Below are 16,157 nucleotides of genomic sequence, written 5' to 3'. Positions count from 1 at the left end.
AGCAGCCCGGGGTTGCTTGGAGCCTGCGACGCGCTCGCCTCAGGGCGTCACCAGCGTCAAGCCATGCTGCTTGAACAGCGCCAGCAGCTGACCATTGCTGCGCAAGGCCGTCAATGCTTGTACCAACTCTTTGCCCAGCTCATCATTGCCTGACTTGATGGCCATCCCCACCGGCCAGCCATCCCTGGGTACCCCCTGCAATGGAAAGTCGGTGATTTCTATATGCTCCGGCTTGGGATTCGCCTGAAAAATGGCGGTTTCCGCCTGGGCGCGGGTGATATAGGCCGCGGCTGCCTTGCCATCAAGCACGGCTTGCATCGCCTTGATGCCATCCTCGTAGATCTGCACTTGGCTGCTGAGCATATGGTTTTCATGCCCTATGAGCGCGCTGGCAGCGCCCGTGCCACGTTCGGCCGCCAACGGAACACCCTTCAGGTCTTCCGCCTTGCCCACTTTGGGCAATCGGCGCGTGTCCCGCGCCAATACCACTTGCTCGCGCAGATAGGGCGCAAAAATCACCGCCTGCTTGTTGTTTTGCTGGAAATACTTGTCCACTGGTACATGCAGCATCACATCCGCTGGGCCATAGCCCAAGTAATGCCCCTTCCAGACCATGTTGCGCAGGTCATCGTTCATGTCTTCGTCAGCATCGAAGGGCAGCAGCGTCATCTGCAGCCCCATCTGCTGCGCCAGCGCTTTGGCCAGATCAACGTCCAGACCCTCCATCCCTTTGCCGGTACGGTAGGAGAATGGAGCGAAGGCGTTATAGACCGCCACCTTCAACGCACCAGCGGCGCGGATGCGCGCCATGCCGGTCAGCTCTTCCTGTGCCTGAGCGCCCTGCGCACCCAATACCAGTGCCGGCAGGGCGCCGAGCAGCAATTGCCGACGACCCAAGCCGATGCCTTTTTCACACATTTTTTTCATTCCGCACCACGCCGCGATTCGAGATAGGTCTTGATGGACCAAAGAGCTTCCTGTGACAGCATACCCTCAAACGGCGGCATGTATACGCGACCATCGCGCGTGCGGCCATGGCGCACGGTGCTGATGAAGTAATCGTTCATTTCCTTGAAACAAGCCTTCTTCTTGGCCTCATCGGCGTAGCCAATGCACTCATCGTCCAGCTTGCGCAGATCGGGCGCGATTCCACCAGAAATCGCTTCCAGACCATGGCAACGGGCGCAATTCTGGTTGTATCCCGAAGTGCCGATGCGCAGCGCCTCATCGTGCTGGGGCCCGGAGCTGTACGGGTTGTCCTCCAGCCACTTGTCACCGAGCTTCGGCAACGTATGGGTGTCTACCGGCTGAGGGGTCACGTCCCCGTGCGCCAATGCCACCGACGCGCCACAGGCCAGCGCCAGCGCCAGCAAGCCGCGAGCGCCTATCTTGGACAGAAACGAAGAAACAAAAAACATGGTGAAGTCTCCAGATGAAAAAACGTGCGTGCCGGTAGACAGGCAAATTGCGTGCCAATTCAGGCGAATTTTGATCCAGGTTCATTGGAATGCTCCAAAACAGATCATTCATCGCCAAAAATTCGAATAAGGGAAAACGATAGGTCGCCAAGAAGCGATCGTTTGTTCCATAATGAATCATTACTGGAACACGCAGTGTTGCCTCTAGGGGCGCCATGCAGTCAAGGCAGGAATCAACCATGCACACTTCCCCTGCGGCAAACACCGGAACAGTCTCAGCCCAAAACGAGGACTCCATCATCAAGGCCCACGAGCGATCGCAGGCTTTTGGCGTCGCGGCCGCCGATGACCCGGATTTCTCGAGCCTGACACATATCCAGCTCGAACGCGCGTTGGATGAAAACCGGCTGCTGCTCGACCACGCCTTCCCCGCGATGCAGACGCTGTATGGTCAGATTGCCAACACCGGCAACGTCGTGGTGCTCAGTTCCGCTCAAGGTGTGCTTCTGCACACGCTGGGAGATACGGATTTCGAGGAGAAGGCTTCCAAGGTGGCCCTGCTTCCCGGGGTGGACTGGTCGGAGCGGACCAAGGGAACCAACGCGATTGGCACGGCTTTGAGCGAATTGCAACCCGTCACCGTTCACGGCAAACAGCATTATTTGGCTGCAAACATGGGCTTGGCGTGCTCTTGCGCTCCTATTTTTGATCCTGAAGGAGGATTGCTCGGCGCGTTGGACGTAACCGGGGACTATCGCAGTCACCACCCGCACACGCTGGCGCTGGTGCGCATGTCGGTCCAGATGATGGAAAACCGCATGCTGGAGAACAGCTTCCCGAAAGCCATTCAGCTGCGTTTCCATGCAGGTGCGGAGTTCCTGGGCACTCTCGCGGAAGGGCTTGTGGCGTTTACCCGCGACGGACGCTTTCTCTCGGCCAATCGCTGCGCGCAGTTTCAGCTCGGCATGTCACTCAATGCCCTCAAGGCGCATACTTTCTCATCGCTTTTTGATCTGCCCATATCGGCACTCGTTGACCTGTTCGGAAACGCACCAACCGCCCCCAAGCAGTTGTGCATGCACAACGGCGTCAATGTGTGGTGCCAGGCGGACATCAGGCCCACGAGTCCTTGGATTGCCCCGCTGTTTTCCGCCATGCAGGACAGCAGCGCAACAGGATCGCCCGCACAGCCCACCAAGACACCACCGCCAGAAGAGGTGGTGGTGACTCGTTCGCGCAGCGACGCACGCCGCCGCGCGAGCGCACTTGACGAACTGGACACAGGGGACAAACAGATCCATTCGGTGATACACAAGTTGCGCAAGGTGGCCAACCACGATATCCCGGTGTTGATTCTTGGCGAGACCGGTACCGGCAAGGACCTCATGGCCCGCGCCATCCACGACGATTCCCAGCGGGCGAACAAACCCTTCGTGCCCGTGAACTGCGCCTCCATCCCGGACACACTGATTGAAGCCGAGCTGTTTGGTTATGAAGAAGGTGCATTCACGGGGGCGCGTAAGAAAGGGTCGCCCGGCAAGATTCTTCAGGCGCATGGCGGCACGCTTTTCCTGGATGAAATCGGCGATATGCCGCCTCACCTTCAGGCGCGGCTGCTACGTGTTTTGCAAGAACGCAAAGTCAGCCCCCTGGGCTCTGCAAACGAATTGCACGTCGATATCTATGTGGTAAGCGCGACCCACAAGAACCTCAAGGAAATGATTACCCACGGCCAGTTCCGGGAAGATCTGTACTACCGCCTCAACGGCATAGTGGTTCAGTTGCCGGCACTGCGTGACCGATCAGACTTTGAACCGCTGGTGCACAAAATCCTGCAGTCGTTGTCCAAAACCGGACCTGCAGTCGCCGTATCGCGCGACGTCATGACCCTGTTGCGTTGTCACCATTGGCCAGGCAATCTGAGGCAGTTGCACAATCTGCTGCGCACGGCGGTGGTCATGGCCAGAGACGATGGCTGCATCGAGCGCGAACATTTGCCTGATGACTTTTTGATGGATGTGTCTGGTGCGGTTGCACCGCGTGTCGAAACTGACGTCGAATCCCCTCACCCCCATCCTGCCGCAACGCCATCCGAGCCATTGCCTCATCCAGATGCGGACAACCAGCGTCTGCAAGACGTGACCCTGCAAACCATGGTCCAGATACTGCGCCAGCACAAGGGCAACATCTCTGCCGCAGCGAAAGCGCTGGGCGTATCACGCAACACGATCTACCGCAAGAAGCACCTCTTGCCTCAGGGACTCATAGACTGATGCTTCTGTTCTGCGCCACGCAGTCGCGCAGGCACATCAGCATCGCCCGTTCACCGGACAAATGCCCCGCCACGGGCTGGTGCAGCCGCACCCACTGAGCACCGTGCGCTGCCGTCATCCAGCGGTGGCTGTTGGCGGGAGGGCAGATGGCATCCACTTGGCCATGTACCCAATCAACGGGGATGCGATGCACCAATACCGCCTGAACGGCAGCATCCAGGCCCAGGGGGCCAATGAAACCACGGTGCAACAGGTAATGCGCCTGAATGCGGTAGCGCGACCAAAGTTGCGCATCCTGCGGCAGTCGATGGGTCCGCGGCAGACTCGCATCGAGACGGCGCATCTGACGGCGCAAGGCCATCCAGTCACGCCGCTGTTGCGCGGCCGGTACGGCGGACTGCTGTCGCAGACTGCGGCGCACCCCGGTGGCCGCATCGCGCAGTTCGCGCAATTGCCATCCCCGCAGGAGCGCCGTGGCTGTGGCACCACTTGCTCTTTTTTGGAGCAACTGATCAGCCCGGCCAAGTGCCACCGGCAATGGCAAAGAGCGTCCGAGTGGCCATCCCGCGTCAGCCCTGCCGAGACGCTTGCCCTTCTGCACCGAAGGCTGCAGCAAACCGGCGATTTCACGGCGCGTCAGGCGAAATGACCCGCGCAACACCAGGCGCTGCACACGGTCGGGATAGCGAGCGGCATAGGCCAAAGCAACCACGGACCCCCATGAACCCGCAAGAATCGACCATCGATTGATGCCCAGATGCGCGCGCAAGGCCTCCAAGTCCTCCACCAGGGCGGCCGTATTGTTGCGCGCAAGCAACCCCCTGGGGCGCGAGCTCCCGGCACCACGCTGATCTGGCGCAATCACCCGATCACGCTGCAGATCAAACGGCGCCAGCATGCCAGGCTGGCAGGCGCCGCCAGGCCCGCCGTGTACCACCAGCCACACCGGCGCATCCGGCGGGCCAAGATCGCGCCAAGCGATACGGTGCAAGCCAGAACGCGGCAGACTAAAAAGCTTAGTCCACGAATGGTTAATTTTCATGGCATCGATTTTGCTTAATATGTACCAGCCACTGGTGCGTTGGAGCAATCGTCAATGACGCGCTCGTGGTCTGTGCACATTGTTTCTTTTATTTTTAACCAAGGAGATCTCCATGCAATGGACCGCACCCGCTTTCACCGATCTGCGCTTCGGCTTTGAAATCACGATGTATATCGCCAACCGTTGAGGTCTGGCGGTTGACCCAGTTGTCAACCTCAAGGCGCATCCAGGCATCTTGGGTGCGCCTTTTTGCTTTTGGAACTACTCCCTCATGTTTCTGCGTGTTCTCGGCTCTTCGGCCGGTGGCGGCTTTCCGCAATGGAATTGCAACTGCCCCAACTGCACTGGCGTGCGCTCAGGCAGCCTCAAGGCGTTCGCGCGTACACAGTCGTCAGTAGCCGTCAGTACGGATGGTCAGAACTGGCTGCTGGTCAATGCCTCTCCTGACATCCTCACCCAGATTCGTCAGACACCCGCATTGCAGCCGGCACGCGCCCGGCGAGACACCGGCATCGCTGCCGTCCTGCTGATGGATGCGCAGATTGATCATGTCACGGGCCTGCTGATGCTGCGCGAACATGTGGGGCCGCTGCCGCTGCTGGCCACCAAAGAGGTCCTTTCGGATATCGAGAATGGCTTCCCGCTGACGCGCATCCTCTCGCACTACTGTGGTCTGGCTGCACAGACTATCCCCTCCGACGGCAGCCGCTTCAGCGTGGAACAGTTGCCCGGGCTGCATCTCGAAGCCATAGCGCTGTCTTCCAAGCCGCCGCCCTACTCGCCCTGGCGCAACGCACCGCGACCAGGCGACAACATTGGCCTGCTGATGCAAAACCCCGTCAATGACGCCCGGGTGTTCTATGCGCCTGGTTTGGGTGCGATCACAGAGGGTCTGCTGGCGCGCATGGCGCGGTGCGATGTGGTGCTCATCGATGGGACTTTCTGGACGGACGATGAAATGCAGCGCTTGGGCCTGACCGCCAAGCGGGCGGCCGACATGGGACATCTGGCACAAAGTGGTGCAGGTGGCATGATCGAACAACTCGACAAGCTGCCTGGCCGCACGCGCAAGATCCTGATTCACATCAACAACACCAATCCCATTCTGGTGGAAGACTCGCCGCAGCGGGCGCAATTGGCGCAGCACGGCATTGAAGTTGCATACGACGGCATGGAGATCAGCTTTTAAACACATGCCATCATGATGGATATTGCCACCAGTCCACCGCCGGACCCCTCTCTGCCAGCCTGGACCCGCGAAGAATTCGAAGCGCAATTGCGCGACAGAGGTCAGTCCTACCACATCCACCACCCATTCAACGTGCGGATGAACGCTGGCGGTTGCAGCCCGGATGAACTGCGGTGCTGGGTTGCCAATCGTTTTTACTATCAAATTTGCATCCCGCGCAAGGACGCGGCCATCATTGCCAACATGCCCGATCGCGCGCAGCGGCGTCTGTGGGTGGAGCGCATTCTGGACCACGACGGCTATGGTGACCATGAAGGCGACCACGCCGGCGGCATTGAGGCTTGGACGCGCCTGGGCGAGGCAGTGGGCATACCGCGGGCGGAGCTGTGGTCTTTGCAGCGCGTGGCGCCGGGCGTGCGCTTTGCCTGCGACGCCTACGTGAATTTCGCTTCACGTGCGCCTTGGCAAGAGGCCGTTTGCTCGTCCTTGACGGAAATGTTCGCGCCTCAGATCCACAAGGATCGCCTGGCGACTTGGCCGACGCACTATCCGTGGATCGACACCGAGGGTCTGAGCTATTTCCGCACCCGCATTCCATTGGCCACACGCGATGTGGATCACGGCCTGCGTATCACCTTGCAACACTTCACCACCCGCGCAGCACAACAGCGCGCACTCGACATTCTGCAGTTCAAACTGAACGTGCTCTGGAGCATGCTGGACACCGTGGAGAAGGCCTGCCATGAACTCTGACGATTCCACACAAGCCACGGCGCCTCCACGCCTGTCCCGCCGCATGCGTCTGCAGTATGAGCCGGCGCAGACCCGCTGGGTACTGCTCTATCCTGAGGGCATGGTGCAACTCAACGACAGTGCCGCCGAGATCCTGCGACGTTGCGACGGTTCAAAATCTGTCTCCGCGATCATCGATGAGCTGGAAGCCCGGTTCAATGTCCAGGGGATTGCACCGCAGATACATTCCTTGATTGCGGAAGGCACAAAGCGTGGCTGGCTCGAATGACATTGCTCCCCCACTGTGGCTGCTGCTGGAACTGACGTACAGCTGCCCGTTGCACTGTGTGTTTTGCTTCAACCCCACCAATTACACCGGCGTGGGCAAGGAGCTCACAACCGCGCAGTGGGTGGACGTGATGCGCCAGGCGCGCGCCTTGGGCGCAGCCCAGATCGGTTTTTCTGGCGGCGAGCCGATGAACCGCGACGACCTGGAAGAACTGGTGCAGGAAGCCCATGCATTGGGCTTCTACACCAACCTGCTCACGTCTGGCGTCGGCATGACAGCCCAGCGCGCCGACCGGCTCAAGGCAGCGGGGCTTGACCACGTGCAGCTCTCATTTCAGGACAGCACACGCCAACTCAACGATTTCCTGAGCCACACCAAGACCTTCGAGCTCAAAAGAAAAGTGGCGCGCATCATCAAGGACCACGATTGGCCCATGGTGATGAACTGCGTGTTGCACCGCCACAATCTGCCGCATGTCGACAAAATCATCGACATGGCGCTGGAGATGGAGGCTGAATACCTTGAGCTGGCCAACACCCAGTACTATGGTTGGGCCTGGGTCAACCGCGACCAGCTCATGCCCACACGTGAGCAATTGCAGGAGGCTGAAGCCGTCGTGCAACGCTATCGCGAAAAAATCGGCAACCGCTGCCGCATTCTGTTCGTCGTGCCCGACTACTTCGAAAACCGCCCCAAGCCCTGCATGAACGGCTGGGGATCGGTGTTTCTCAGCATCGCGCCCGACGGTGTCGCGATGCCGTGCCACAATGCACGCGAACTGCCGGGTCTGAATCTGCCGAGCGTGACGCAGCAATCCATTTCCGACATCTGGTATCAGAGTTCCGCCTTCAACGCCTTCCGTGGCGAGTCCTGGATGCAGGAGCCCTGCCGCAGCTGCGACGAACGTCACAAGGATTTTGGCGGTTGTCGCTGCCAGGCTTGGCTGCTGACAGGCGATGCGGCCGCCACCGACCCGGTCTGTGACAAATCACCGCACCATGGCAAGGTATTGGAGATCGTCGAGAAGGCACGCCACCGCAAGGAGGCGCACATCGTCTTTCGTACCGACGCCGAATCGCGCCTCCGGTCATGATGCGCGCACCGCTTGCACTCTTGCTGCCACTGGCGCTGATGGCCTGCTCCAACACCCCACCAGGGGCCAGTGCATCGGTGATACCCGTGAACAACACCGCCGTGCTCGCCGCCAACTGCACCACCTGCCACGGCGTGGATGGGCGTGGCAGTGGTGACATTCCCGCGCTGCGTGGTCGTCCTGCGGCGCACTTGATCAAGCGCATGATGGCTTTCAAGAACCACCAGGTCACCGGCGCCAACGCAACGGTGATGCCCTTGATGATGCAAGGCTACAGTGCAACGCAGATCGAGGCGCTGGCGCAATGGTTTGCAAAGGAAACGCCATGATGCAGCGTCGCGCCTGGCTGGCTGGCTCGTTGTGCGCTGCGGCAACCATCGGAACGCCGGCACTGGCGCGGACACAGGCTGGCGCGGCGCGTGTCGTAGTGGTAGGCGGAGGCTTTGGCGGGGGTACCGCGGCACGCTACCTGCGCCAGTATGCACCAGGCATCCACGTCACCTTGGTCGAACCCGCGACGCGCTTTTACACCTGCCCCTATTCCAATCTGTTTCTTGGTGGCTTGCGGACTTGGGAGAGCCTTGGTCACGGCTACGACGGACTGCTGGTCGCAGGGGTGCAGATCGTGCATGCGACAGCGCAAGATATCGATGCCCATGCGCGTACGCTCAAGTTGTCCGATGGAAACACGCTGTCGTGGGACAAGCTCGTGCTGTCGCCCGGGGTCGATATGCGCTGGGATGCAATTCAAGGCTACGACCAGGCGGCTGCCGAAAAGGCGCCTCACGCATGGAAAGCAGGACCGCAAACGCTGCTGCTGCGCCGGCAAATGGAAGCCATGCCGGATGGCGGCACTTTCCTCATGGCAATTCCGGATACGCCCTACCGCTGCCCGCCCGGACCGTATGAGCGCGCTGCGATGGTCGCGCACTACTTCAAGCAACACAAGCCGCGCAGCAAGATTCTGCTGCTGGACGCCAAGAACAATTTTTCCAAGAAGGCACTTTTCCTGCAGGGCTGGAAGGCGCTCTATGGCGACATGATCGAATGGGTGAGCCTGGCTGAAGATGGCCAGGTCGTGCGCGTCGACCCCGCGACGCTGGAGGTGGAAACCTTTTTTGGCGAGCGCCACAAGGCCAACGTGCTCAACGTCATTCCGCCGCAGAAGGCAGGCTTCATCGCTGACCGCGCGGGCGTGACCGACCGCGGCGGCTGGGTGCCGGTCAAGGGCGAAACCTTCGAATCCACGCTAGTGCCCGGTATCCATGTCGTCGGCGATGCAAGCCTTGCCGGGCCCATGCCCAAATCCGGGTTTTCAGCCAACAACCAGGGCAAACTGGTAGCGGCCGTCGTGGCCGCTGAACTGCTGGGCAAGCCGGTGCCGACGGCGTGGTTTGCCAATACCTGCTACAGCCTGATCGGCCCGGGTTACGGGATTGCGGTCTCAGGCATCTATGAGGCCAAGGAGGGGCGCGTGGTCGACATTCACGGCTCAAACGCCACCAGCCCGCTGAATGCAGATTTGGCGTTCAGAGCGGCGGAGGCACGCTATGGTGCCTCCTGGTATGCATCCATCAGCAAGGACATCTGGGATCGCTGAGCATTCTGCCCAGCGTCCAGTGTTCTGCCACTTCCCGTACTACCTCCACTCGTAGCGCAGACCGACCATGATGCTGCGACCCGCTCCTGGGGCGAGGAAGCGGGCAGAAGACATGTCCTCTCCCGGGCTCACCATGACGCCACCGGGGAAAGCGTCTTCGCTGCCCACCACGTAGGTTGCATAGCGCTTGTTGAGCAGGTTGTTCACGCGCACGTAAGCCTTCCAGCGCTCATTGAACTGCCAGCTGGCGCGGGCATTGAGCAAGCTGAAACCGGCCACGTTGCCCAGCTTGGGACGCGTGCCGCTTTCGTTACCCGCAGCCACCGACGAGCCCACCACGAGCCAATCGCCACCGACGACGACACGCGGCGCGACGCGCCAGTCTGCAGAGAGCTTGAACACATGGCGCGGCAACGCAGCCATGCGCGTGCCCGGATGGAAAGCGTTCGGGTTCTTCGTGGTGCTGAGCGGCCCGAACAGCACGCCACTGCTTTGGTACGTGGCATCGAGGTAACCGTAGCTCGCGCGCCAATCCCAGTCGCCGCGGCGCACGCGAGCGCTCAGCTCGAAGCCCTGGCGCCGTGTCTTGCCGATGTTGTCAAAGAAGCCGGCTTGCGAAATTCCCGAGCGCATGAAGGCGATATCGTCGTAGTTGACCGAGCGGAAAAATGCGCCCGAAACCTCGACCCCTTCCATCGGACGAGCCCGCGCTCCGATCTCCAACGTGCGTGTCACCACCTGCTTGAGATACGGGTCGGCCTGGAGACCCACCGGCAACGTGCATGGGTTGTCCGGATCGGCGCAACCCAGTTCCAGTGCCGACGGCATGCGCGTGCCCTGCGACAGGTTGGCAAAACCGATCAGCGACTTGCTGAAGGCGTGCGTGATGCCGATCGCAGGGTTCAACTTGCTATAGCTGAAACTCTCGCGTTCATAGTCGTCCGGGTGCCCCAGATCATTGCGCACGCGGCTGCGATTCCAGCGCGCTGAAATGTCAAGGCGTGTTTGATCAGACAACTTGATGGTATCTGCAGCAAACAAGCTGAATCTGCTGCTGCGTCCGCGCAAAGAGACTTCATGCTCCAGGTCTTCATCCGCCAATGGCTGAGTGATGCGATTGGCGTCAAAAACCGCTTCCTGCTCGAACTGGTCGTAGCGCGACGAGCTGCGTGCAATTTCGGCACCCAAGGCAAACTTGTGCGCCCCCGCTTGGTGGGTCCATTGGACGGTCGCGCCGACCTCCGAGTATTTGGCTCTGCTGTCATTGAAGACGGCATTGTTGTGAATGTACCCAGGATCACTCGGATTCACGCATTCGGGCGCATCAGAATCTTCACAATCCTCGATCCATTCGTCCCAGTCCTCGCTGACGTCGCCATTGCTTCCGTGCCGCTTGGACGAGCGGTACCAGACCACGGCAGCAATCTGATCATTGGGAGAAAGCGAATGGTTCAACTGAAAATTGAGCAAATCACCGCGATTCCATGTCTGGTCGTAGAAGGTATACCCCGCGCGTGGATTGACGTCATACAGGCTTTGGTTCAGCAGGCCATTGCCGATCAGATTGCTGCGCCCATAGGTATAGCTCAACGACCAGGCGGTATCGCCCATGTCGCGCCCCAATTTCAGGAACAAATTGCCCAGATTGCCGGGTGAGCGCTCGCGCCAGCCGTTTTCATCAAACCAGGTCCCCGCCATATATCCGTGCCAGCCGTCAGACCAACGGGCACCGTGGCCGAACTCGATGCGCTTGCGCCCAAAGCTGCCAATGGAGGCGTCGATTTCCGTGCCTGGATGGGTCAGACCGGACTTGGTGCCCAACACCAAGGCGCCACCCAGCGTGTTCAGGCCATAGAGCGGGTTGGAGCCGGGAATCAGAGACATATCTGCGATGGCCATTTCCGGGACCAGGTCCCAGTCCATCACATCGCCCAGCGGCTGATTCACGCGCACGCCATCAATGTAAACCGAGAGACCCTGGGGCGAACCCAACAGCGGCGATAGACGATGACCACGGTAACTCAGGTCAATCTGGTAGGGGCTGCCCTGCACATCCGCCGTCGAGACGCCGGGTATGCGGCGATTGAGGAAATCCGCCAGGTTGCTGGCACCAGAGCTCTCGATATCGGCGTCGGTTGCCGTTTGAACATTGCCAGGATATTCGTCAGCTGGCACATCCAGACCCGGCAGCGGCGTCTGCTGGATGACGTTGACCTGCGGCAGCGCCCGCACCTTGTCCATGTCCACCTGCTGGGCCAGCGCCAACATCGGCAATGCCGATGCGAGTACCAGCCAGCTTTTTGCCGGTTTCAAACAGTATTTCGCCATTGGTTGCTCCTCATCATTTGGCGTAGTTGGAAATCAGGAAACACTGCCATCAACCACCAAGGTCAATCACCAGCGCTTGCCAGGCTTCAGGGCTTGGCAGCAAGAATCCACTGCGCCAGAGTCTTCAAGTCATCGGCACTCAGGCTGGGGTGCGCCGGCATGGGTATGCGCCCCCACTTCCCCTTGGACCCGTATTGGATGGACTGCGCAATGGATGCCACTGCATCACTTTCACCTGCGTATTTTTCCGCCACCTTCACGTAGGCCGGTCCCACGACTTTTTCCGTGGTCGCATGACAACTCAAGCAGCCATTGGCCTTGGCCAGTTCCTGCGCTGCAGCTGCGTCCGCAGCCCATGCGGCGGGCGCAACAGCACTTGCAGCCACCATTACCATTACAAACAGACTACGCATGTTCCACCTCGATACATAGCTATCAAAAAAAGAGCGATGCAGGTTTGCTGCATCGCTCGCTCCCACCAGAAAGAATTACTTCATGACCTTGAAGGTCCAGACCGTGCCACCCTGCTCGAGGAAGTTGACCTTCTTGGCCACTTCACCGCCCCACAGAGGAACCGCGCCGCCCCAGCCGGACACCACGCTCAGGTACTGCTCACCATCCTGCGTCCAGGTGACGGGAGGTGCAACGACGCCAGAGCCGGTCTGGAACTTCCAGACTTCCTTGCCGGTCTTGGCGTCAGCCGCCTTCAGGTAGCCCTCGGGCGTACCCCAGAACACCAGATCACCGGCCACCAGCACGCCACCCCAGAGCGGGGCTTCGTTCTTGATTTCCCAGGCGATTTTGCCCGTTTTGGGGTCAATTGCGCGCAACGAGCCGATATAGTCGTCATACAACGGCTTGATCGTGAAACCGGCGCCCAGGAAGGCAGCGCCCTTCTTGTAGGTGATCGGTTCATTCCAAATCTCCATGCCCCATTCGTTCGAAGGCACATAGAACAGGCCTGTCTTGGGGCTGTAGGCCATCGGCATCTGGTTTTTGCCGCCCAAGAAGCCCGGCGCAGCAAACACGGCTTTGCCCTTCTTGCCGTCGGCGTCAGGTGCCGTCGGGTCGCCCGGGCGGTTGTCCGGCACAAAATTGGGACGCCCCGTCTTGAGGTCAATGCCGGTTGCCCATGTCGTCTTGGTCACGAACGGGAAGGCATTCTCGAGCTTGCCGGATTTCGCGTCGATCACGTAGAAGTAGCCATTGCGGTCTGCTTTGGCGCCCATGCGCTTGCCGTTCATGTCGAAGGTGATGAATTCATTCACACCGTCGAAATCCCAGCCGTCGTTGGGCGTGCCCTGGTAGTGCCAGGCGATCTTGCCATCCTTGACGTTGATGGCCACGGTCGACGCAGTGAACAGGTTGTCGCCTTGACGCACATGGCTGTTCCAAGGGCCAGGATTACTGGTACCGAAATAGGCCAGGCCCGTAGTTGGGTCGTAGCTGCCACCCAGCCAGGTGGAACCGCCACCGGTTTTCCAGGTTTCGCCCGGCCAGGTCGCATTCAACGTACCCGAAATACCATTTTCCTTGCCATTGAGATACCCCATGTGGCCCTCGACCGTCGGACGCGTCCAGACGATCTTGCCAGTCTTGGCATCGCGCGCCTGCACTTCGCCGACCACGCCAAACTCACCACCGGAATTGCCGGTAATCACCAAGCCATCGACCACCAGTGGTGCAGCCGTATAGCTGTAGCCCGCTTGGTAATCGGCGATCTTGTCCTTCCAGACGATCTTGCCGGTGTCTTGGTCCAGGGCAATGATCTGCGCATCCAGCGTACCAAAAATCACGAGGTTGTCGTACAGCGCCGCACCGCGGTTGACCACGTCACAGCAGGGCATGATGCCCTCAGGCAGGCGGTGCTCATACTTCCAGAGCTTTTTGCCGGTCTTGGCATCGAGCGCGAAGATGCGCGAGTACGAAGCCGTGACAAACATCTTGCCGTTGTAGATCAGCGGCTGGCTTTCCTGGCCACGCTGCTTTTCACCGCCGAAGGACATGGCCCAGACCGGGGTCAGGCGGTTGATGTCCTTTTCGTTGATGCCCGTCAGCGGCGAATAGCGCTGACCCTGGGTGCCAATACCCCAAGTCAGCACATCACCCGGAGTCGTGGCGTCGTCGGCCAGCATCTTGTCAGTCACACCGGCCGTGGCCACCTGCGCAGCAGCCATCATCACCAGCAGACTCAATAACTTGCGTTTCATATATGTCTCCTGCAAACATGAGAACAAATTCGCCGATGCACCATGCATCAGCCCCGTGACGCTGCCTTCATGGCAGCACAAACCACGCGCTACCAGTTGACGCAAAAGGCGTGCCAATCCATTTTTGCCAACAGGGGGATTCTTCTTCGGGCCGCAGGCAAGCATTTGGAGCAATCCCCGCATGCCCAGCGTTGCAGGATGTTCTGTTGCGGAACAAATCCTGCAAAACCGCATCTAGCGCACGCTACTTGCCTGGCGATTCCAGGGCGGCGCGCTCATAGCGGGGGTACCACTGAACCAGGGTTCGGTCCAATTCCGCTGGCTGCGCGGCCCATTTGGCAAAGCGCTCCGGAACCGGTTGGCGCAGCAACTCGCTCAGGTCCACGCCGTTCGCCGCATTGGTTTGCAAGGTGGTGGTGACCCATTTCAACCAGTCCTGGGTCTGCGCAATACCGTCCAGCCCGCGCTGGACCGGGCCATGGCTGGGTACCAATTGCGTGAATTCGCCCGCCGTGCGCCACTGCTCCAGGGTGGCAAGGCTTTCTTGCCATGCAACGGGGTCGGCGTGCGGCGTGGTCGGAACACGATCGGCAAAAACCAACCCGCCCGCAAACAGCACGCCGGTGGTCTTGTCCAGCACCACCAAGTCGTTGGCGGTATGGCCCTTGAGCTGGCGTAGCACCATCTGGTGCTTGCCCAGCGTGATCGTCTGTGGCTCTATTGCTTCGCGCGCCGGGGTGGATTCGGTGCCTTTCATCCAGTCGCCGCAGAGACGATAGAGGTTGTCGGCGAAGGCACCGCCTTCGGCACGCATGCCGTTGATCGTTCCTTGCAGTGCCTGGGTAGGCACATCGCTCCACGCCTGGTTGCCAAAGAAATAGTCCGGGTGCAGGTTCAGGTTCAGCACCCGGCGTACCGGCTCCGAGGTGACCTTGGCGATCGCCTTGCGCTGCTGCTCGCCATATAGGCTCGAAGTGCCTGTGTTGATGACCACCACACCATCGCCAGTGGCAATGAAAGCGGTATTGATGATGTTGCAGCCGTTGGCGGGCAAGAAATCTGCCACAGCCCCTTCAATCACCCAAGTGCCTGCGGCGATCTGGCGTGGGTGAAGGTCGTAATTGAGCGTCTTCATGTCAAGCACGGACTGCGCCAGGGCACCAGCGGCGCACAGCAGACCCAGCCCGCACAACGTGGCTGACTTCATGCTCTGACCTCCGCCTCAATACGGTTGCCGCCGTTGTCGCGCCCCTTCAAGGTGAAATCCTTCGGACCTTCCTTGGGCATCTCAAAGGTGATCAAGGGGTTTTCAGAGATGGGTTCGTGCAGCTCCATGCGCCACCACGCCTGCCCCGTGCCGTCGAGAAGTTCCAGGTGTTCGATATGGAAAGCGGGGATACCAGCCACCAGCCCGGTATCCATGGGATGCATGATCTGCACGCGCAAGCGCCGGTTGTTCGGCCCATCCAGTACGTTGGAAAAGAACTTGGCATGCACCTGATTGAGCGTCTTGCTCCAGGAGCCATCGGCACGGGTCAGGCCCGGCACCGTGCAGCCACCGCCTGCCGCCTGCGCAAACGAGCCGCCCACATGCCACTGTCCATCCTTGGTCTGCACCAAGGCCCGTATCGGCGAGCCTTGTTCCAGCTTGATGCGAAAGGCCAGCACCGGCGCTGACCGCAGCGGCTCAAACGTCAAAATTTCATGAATCGGATTGCGATCCGCCATCACCAGAATGCTCTTGATGCCACCGCCCACATTGCCCAGAGCACGCGCATCCACCTGCAGCGGCACGTTCATCGCGTCATCGGCAAACGCCGGAGTGCGCACGATCACCTTGTCGGTGAACTGCATGGGCGCATTGCCCACGTATTTCTTGCGCAGTTCCGGCCATTGCATTGAGCCGAGCGGATCACCGCCGGTATGGTCCTGTTCAGCGGCCCACGCTGAAACACCCATGCCGGCGAGCGCGCCTGCGCCAAG

At 60.1% G+C, this 16,157-nt stretch carries 16 protein-coding genes; 8 read left to right on the top strand and 8 right to left on the bottom strand.

The features are described from left to right. Positions 1 to 39: 39 nt before the first annotated feature. On the bottom strand, positions 40 to 810 hold the full coding sequence (locus ABS45_RS00735; protein WP_291551804.1) for a transporter substrate-binding domain-containing protein: 771 nt from the start codon (positions 808 to 810) through the stop codon (positions 40 to 42). Positions 811 to 923: 113 nt separating this feature from the next. Next, positions 924 to 1,373: a cytochrome c-550 PedF gene (gene pedF, locus ABS45_RS00730; protein ID WP_366246557.1), complete on the bottom strand. Its 450-nt coding sequence runs from the start codon at positions 1,371 to 1,373 to the stop codon at positions 924 to 926. 284 nt (positions 1,374 to 1,657) lie between these two features. Here pedF and ABS45_RS00725 point away from each other — a divergent pair, with 284 nt between their 5' ends. Continuing rightward, a complete protein-coding gene (locus ABS45_RS00725) occupies positions 1,658 to 3,691 on the top strand; it encodes a sigma-54-dependent Fis family transcriptional regulator (RefSeq protein ID WP_291551799.1) in 2,034 nt (677 codons plus the stop codon). On the opposite strand, the gene ABS45_RS00720 is transcribed toward ABS45_RS00725, so the two are convergent. Continuing rightward, positions 3,681 to 4,781: an alpha/beta fold hydrolase gene (locus tag ABS45_RS00720; protein WP_291551796.1), complete on the bottom strand. Its 1,101-nt coding sequence runs from the start codon at positions 4,779 to 4,781 to the stop codon at positions 3,681 to 3,683. The genes ABS45_RS00725 and ABS45_RS00720 overlap by 11 nt on opposite strands. A gap of 64 nt (positions 4,782 to 4,845) precedes the next feature. Here ABS45_RS00720 and pqqA point away from each other — a divergent pair, with 64 nt between their 5' ends. The 7 genes from pqqA (at position 4,846) to ABS45_RS00685 (ending at position 9,636) form a co-directional block, all read left to right on the top strand. Continuing rightward, complete coding sequence (pqqA, locus tag ABS45_RS00715) at positions 4,846 to 4,920, top strand: pyrroloquinoline quinone precursor peptide PqqA (RefSeq protein WP_084301274.1); 75 nt, start codon at positions 4,846 to 4,848, stop codon at positions 4,918 to 4,920. 84 nt (positions 4,921 to 5,004) lie between these two features. Continuing rightward, the gene (gene pqqB, locus ABS45_RS00710; RefSeq protein ID WP_291551794.1) at positions 5,005 to 5,922 is read left to right on the top strand and encodes a pyrroloquinoline quinone biosynthesis protein PqqB; all 918 of its coding nucleotides are present in this window, start codon (positions 5,005 to 5,007) and stop codon (positions 5,920 to 5,922) included. Between the two features lie 15 nt (positions 5,923 to 5,937). Next, on the top strand, positions 5,938 to 6,675 hold the full coding sequence (pqqC, locus tag ABS45_RS00705) for a pyrroloquinoline-quinone synthase PqqC (protein WP_291552123.1): 738 nt from the start codon (positions 5,938 to 5,940) through the stop codon (positions 6,673 to 6,675). Next, on the top strand, positions 6,665 to 6,943 hold the full coding sequence (pqqD, locus tag ABS45_RS00700; protein WP_291551791.1) for a pyrroloquinoline quinone biosynthesis peptide chaperone PqqD: 279 nt from the start codon (positions 6,665 to 6,667) through the stop codon (positions 6,941 to 6,943). The genes pqqC and pqqD overlap by 11 nt, the downstream gene beginning before the upstream one ends. Continuing rightward, positions 6,927 to 8,036, top strand: a complete 1,110-nt coding sequence (gene pqqE, locus ABS45_RS00695; RefSeq protein ID WP_291551788.1) for a pyrroloquinoline quinone biosynthesis protein PqqE — start codon at positions 6,927 to 6,929, stop codon at positions 8,034 to 8,036. The genes pqqD and pqqE overlap by 17 nt, the downstream gene beginning before the upstream one ends. Then, entirely contained in the window at positions 8,033 to 8,365 is a 333-nt protein-coding gene (locus ABS45_RS00690; protein WP_291551786.1) for a c-type cytochrome, read from the top strand. The genes pqqE and ABS45_RS00690 overlap by 4 nt, the downstream gene beginning before the upstream one ends. Beyond that, positions 8,362 to 9,636 carry an NAD(P)/FAD-dependent oxidoreductase gene (locus ABS45_RS00685; RefSeq protein ID WP_291551784.1) on the top strand — a complete coding sequence of 425 codons (1,275 nt, stop codon included), beginning with the start codon at positions 8,362 to 8,364 and terminating at the stop codon, positions 9,634 to 9,636. Before ABS45_RS00690 ends, ABS45_RS00685 begins: the two co-directional genes overlap by 4 nt. Before the next feature lie 39 nt (positions 9,637 to 9,675). On the opposite strand, the gene ABS45_RS00680 is transcribed toward ABS45_RS00685, so the two are convergent. The 5 genes from ABS45_RS00680 to ABS45_RS00660 all read right to left on the bottom strand — a co-directional run bounded on the left by ABS45_RS00680 (position 9,676) and on the right by ABS45_RS00660 (position 16,133). After that, positions 9,676 to 11,964, bottom strand: coding sequence for a TonB-dependent receptor (locus tag ABS45_RS00680; RefSeq protein WP_291551782.1), 2,289 nt, complete (start codon positions 11,962 to 11,964; stop codon positions 9,676 to 9,678). A gap of 86 nt (positions 11,965 to 12,050) precedes the next feature. Continuing rightward, complete coding sequence (locus ABS45_RS00675) at positions 12,051 to 12,377, bottom strand: c-type cytochrome (RefSeq protein WP_291551779.1); 327 nt, start codon at positions 12,375 to 12,377, stop codon at positions 12,051 to 12,053. Positions 12,378 to 12,452: 75 nt separating this feature from the next. Continuing rightward, positions 12,453 to 14,174, bottom strand: a complete 1,722-nt coding sequence (locus ABS45_RS00670) for a PQQ-dependent methanol/ethanol family dehydrogenase (protein WP_291551776.1) — start codon at positions 14,172 to 14,174, stop codon at positions 12,453 to 12,455. Between the two features lie 244 nt (positions 14,175 to 14,418). Continuing rightward, on the bottom strand, positions 14,419 to 15,381 hold the full coding sequence (locus ABS45_RS00665) for a quinoprotein relay system zinc metallohydrolase 1 (RefSeq protein WP_291551774.1): 963 nt from the start codon (positions 15,379 to 15,381) through the stop codon (positions 14,419 to 14,421). Further along, on the bottom strand, positions 15,378 to 16,133 hold the full coding sequence (locus ABS45_RS00660) for a quinoprotein dehydrogenase-associated SoxYZ-like carrier (RefSeq protein ID WP_291551771.1): 756 nt from the start codon (positions 16,131 to 16,133) through the stop codon (positions 15,378 to 15,380). Before ABS45_RS00660 ends, ABS45_RS00665 begins: the two co-directional genes overlap by 4 nt. Positions 16,134 to 16,157: the final 24 nt, after the last annotated feature.

It is taken from the genome of Comamonas sp. SCN 65-56 (assembly GCF_001724135.1).
GTDB lineage: Bacteria > Pseudomonadota > Gammaproteobacteria > Burkholderiales > Burkholderiaceae_C > Comamonas_C.
This window is presented reverse-complemented; position numbering and strand designations above follow the sequence as displayed.

Excerpts from the sequence above, each read along its gene's own strand:
- pqqC (WP_291552123.1), top strand. The coding sequence starts at position 5,938 with ATGGATATTGCCACCAGTCCACCGCCGGACCCCTCTCTGCCAGCCTGG.
- ABS45_RS00670 (WP_291551776.1), bottom strand. The coding sequence starts at position 14,174 with ATGAAACGCAAGTTATTGAGTCTGCTGGTGATGATGGCTGCTGCGCAG.
- pqqB (WP_291551794.1), top strand. The coding sequence starts at position 5,005 with ATGTTTCTGCGTGTTCTCGGCTCTTCGGCCGGTGGCGGCTTTCCGCAA.
- pqqD (WP_291551791.1), top strand. The coding sequence starts at position 6,665 with ATGAACTCTGACGATTCCACACAAGCCACGGCGCCTCCACGCCTGTCC.
- ABS45_RS00685 (WP_291551784.1), top strand. The coding sequence starts at position 8,362 with ATGATGCAGCGTCGCGCCTGGCTGGCTGGCTCGTTGTGCGCTGCGGCA.
- ABS45_RS00665 (WP_291551774.1), bottom strand. The coding sequence starts at position 15,381 with ATGAAGTCAGCCACGTTGTGCGGGCTGGGTCTGCTGTGCGCCGCTGGT.
- ABS45_RS00675 (WP_291551779.1), bottom strand. The coding sequence starts at position 12,377 with ATGCGTAGTCTGTTTGTAATGGTAATGGTGGCTGCAAGTGCTGTTGCG.
- ABS45_RS00735 (WP_291551804.1), bottom strand. The coding sequence starts at position 810 with ATGGCGCGCATCCGCGCCGCTGGTGCGTTGAAGGTGGCGGTCTATAAC.
- ABS45_RS00660 (WP_291551771.1), bottom strand. The coding sequence starts at position 16,133 with ATGGGTGTTTCAGCGTGGGCCGCTGAACAGGACCATACCGGCGGTGAT.
- ABS45_RS00680 (WP_291551782.1), bottom strand. The coding sequence starts at position 11,964 with ATGGCGAAATACTGTTTGAAACCGGCAAAAAGCTGGCTGGTACTCGCA.
- ABS45_RS00725 (WP_291551799.1), top strand. The coding sequence starts at position 1,658 with ATGCACACTTCCCCTGCGGCAAACACCGGAACAGTCTCAGCCCAAAAC.
- ABS45_RS00690 (WP_291551786.1), top strand. The coding sequence starts at position 8,033 with ATGATGCGCGCACCGCTTGCACTCTTGCTGCCACTGGCGCTGATGGCC.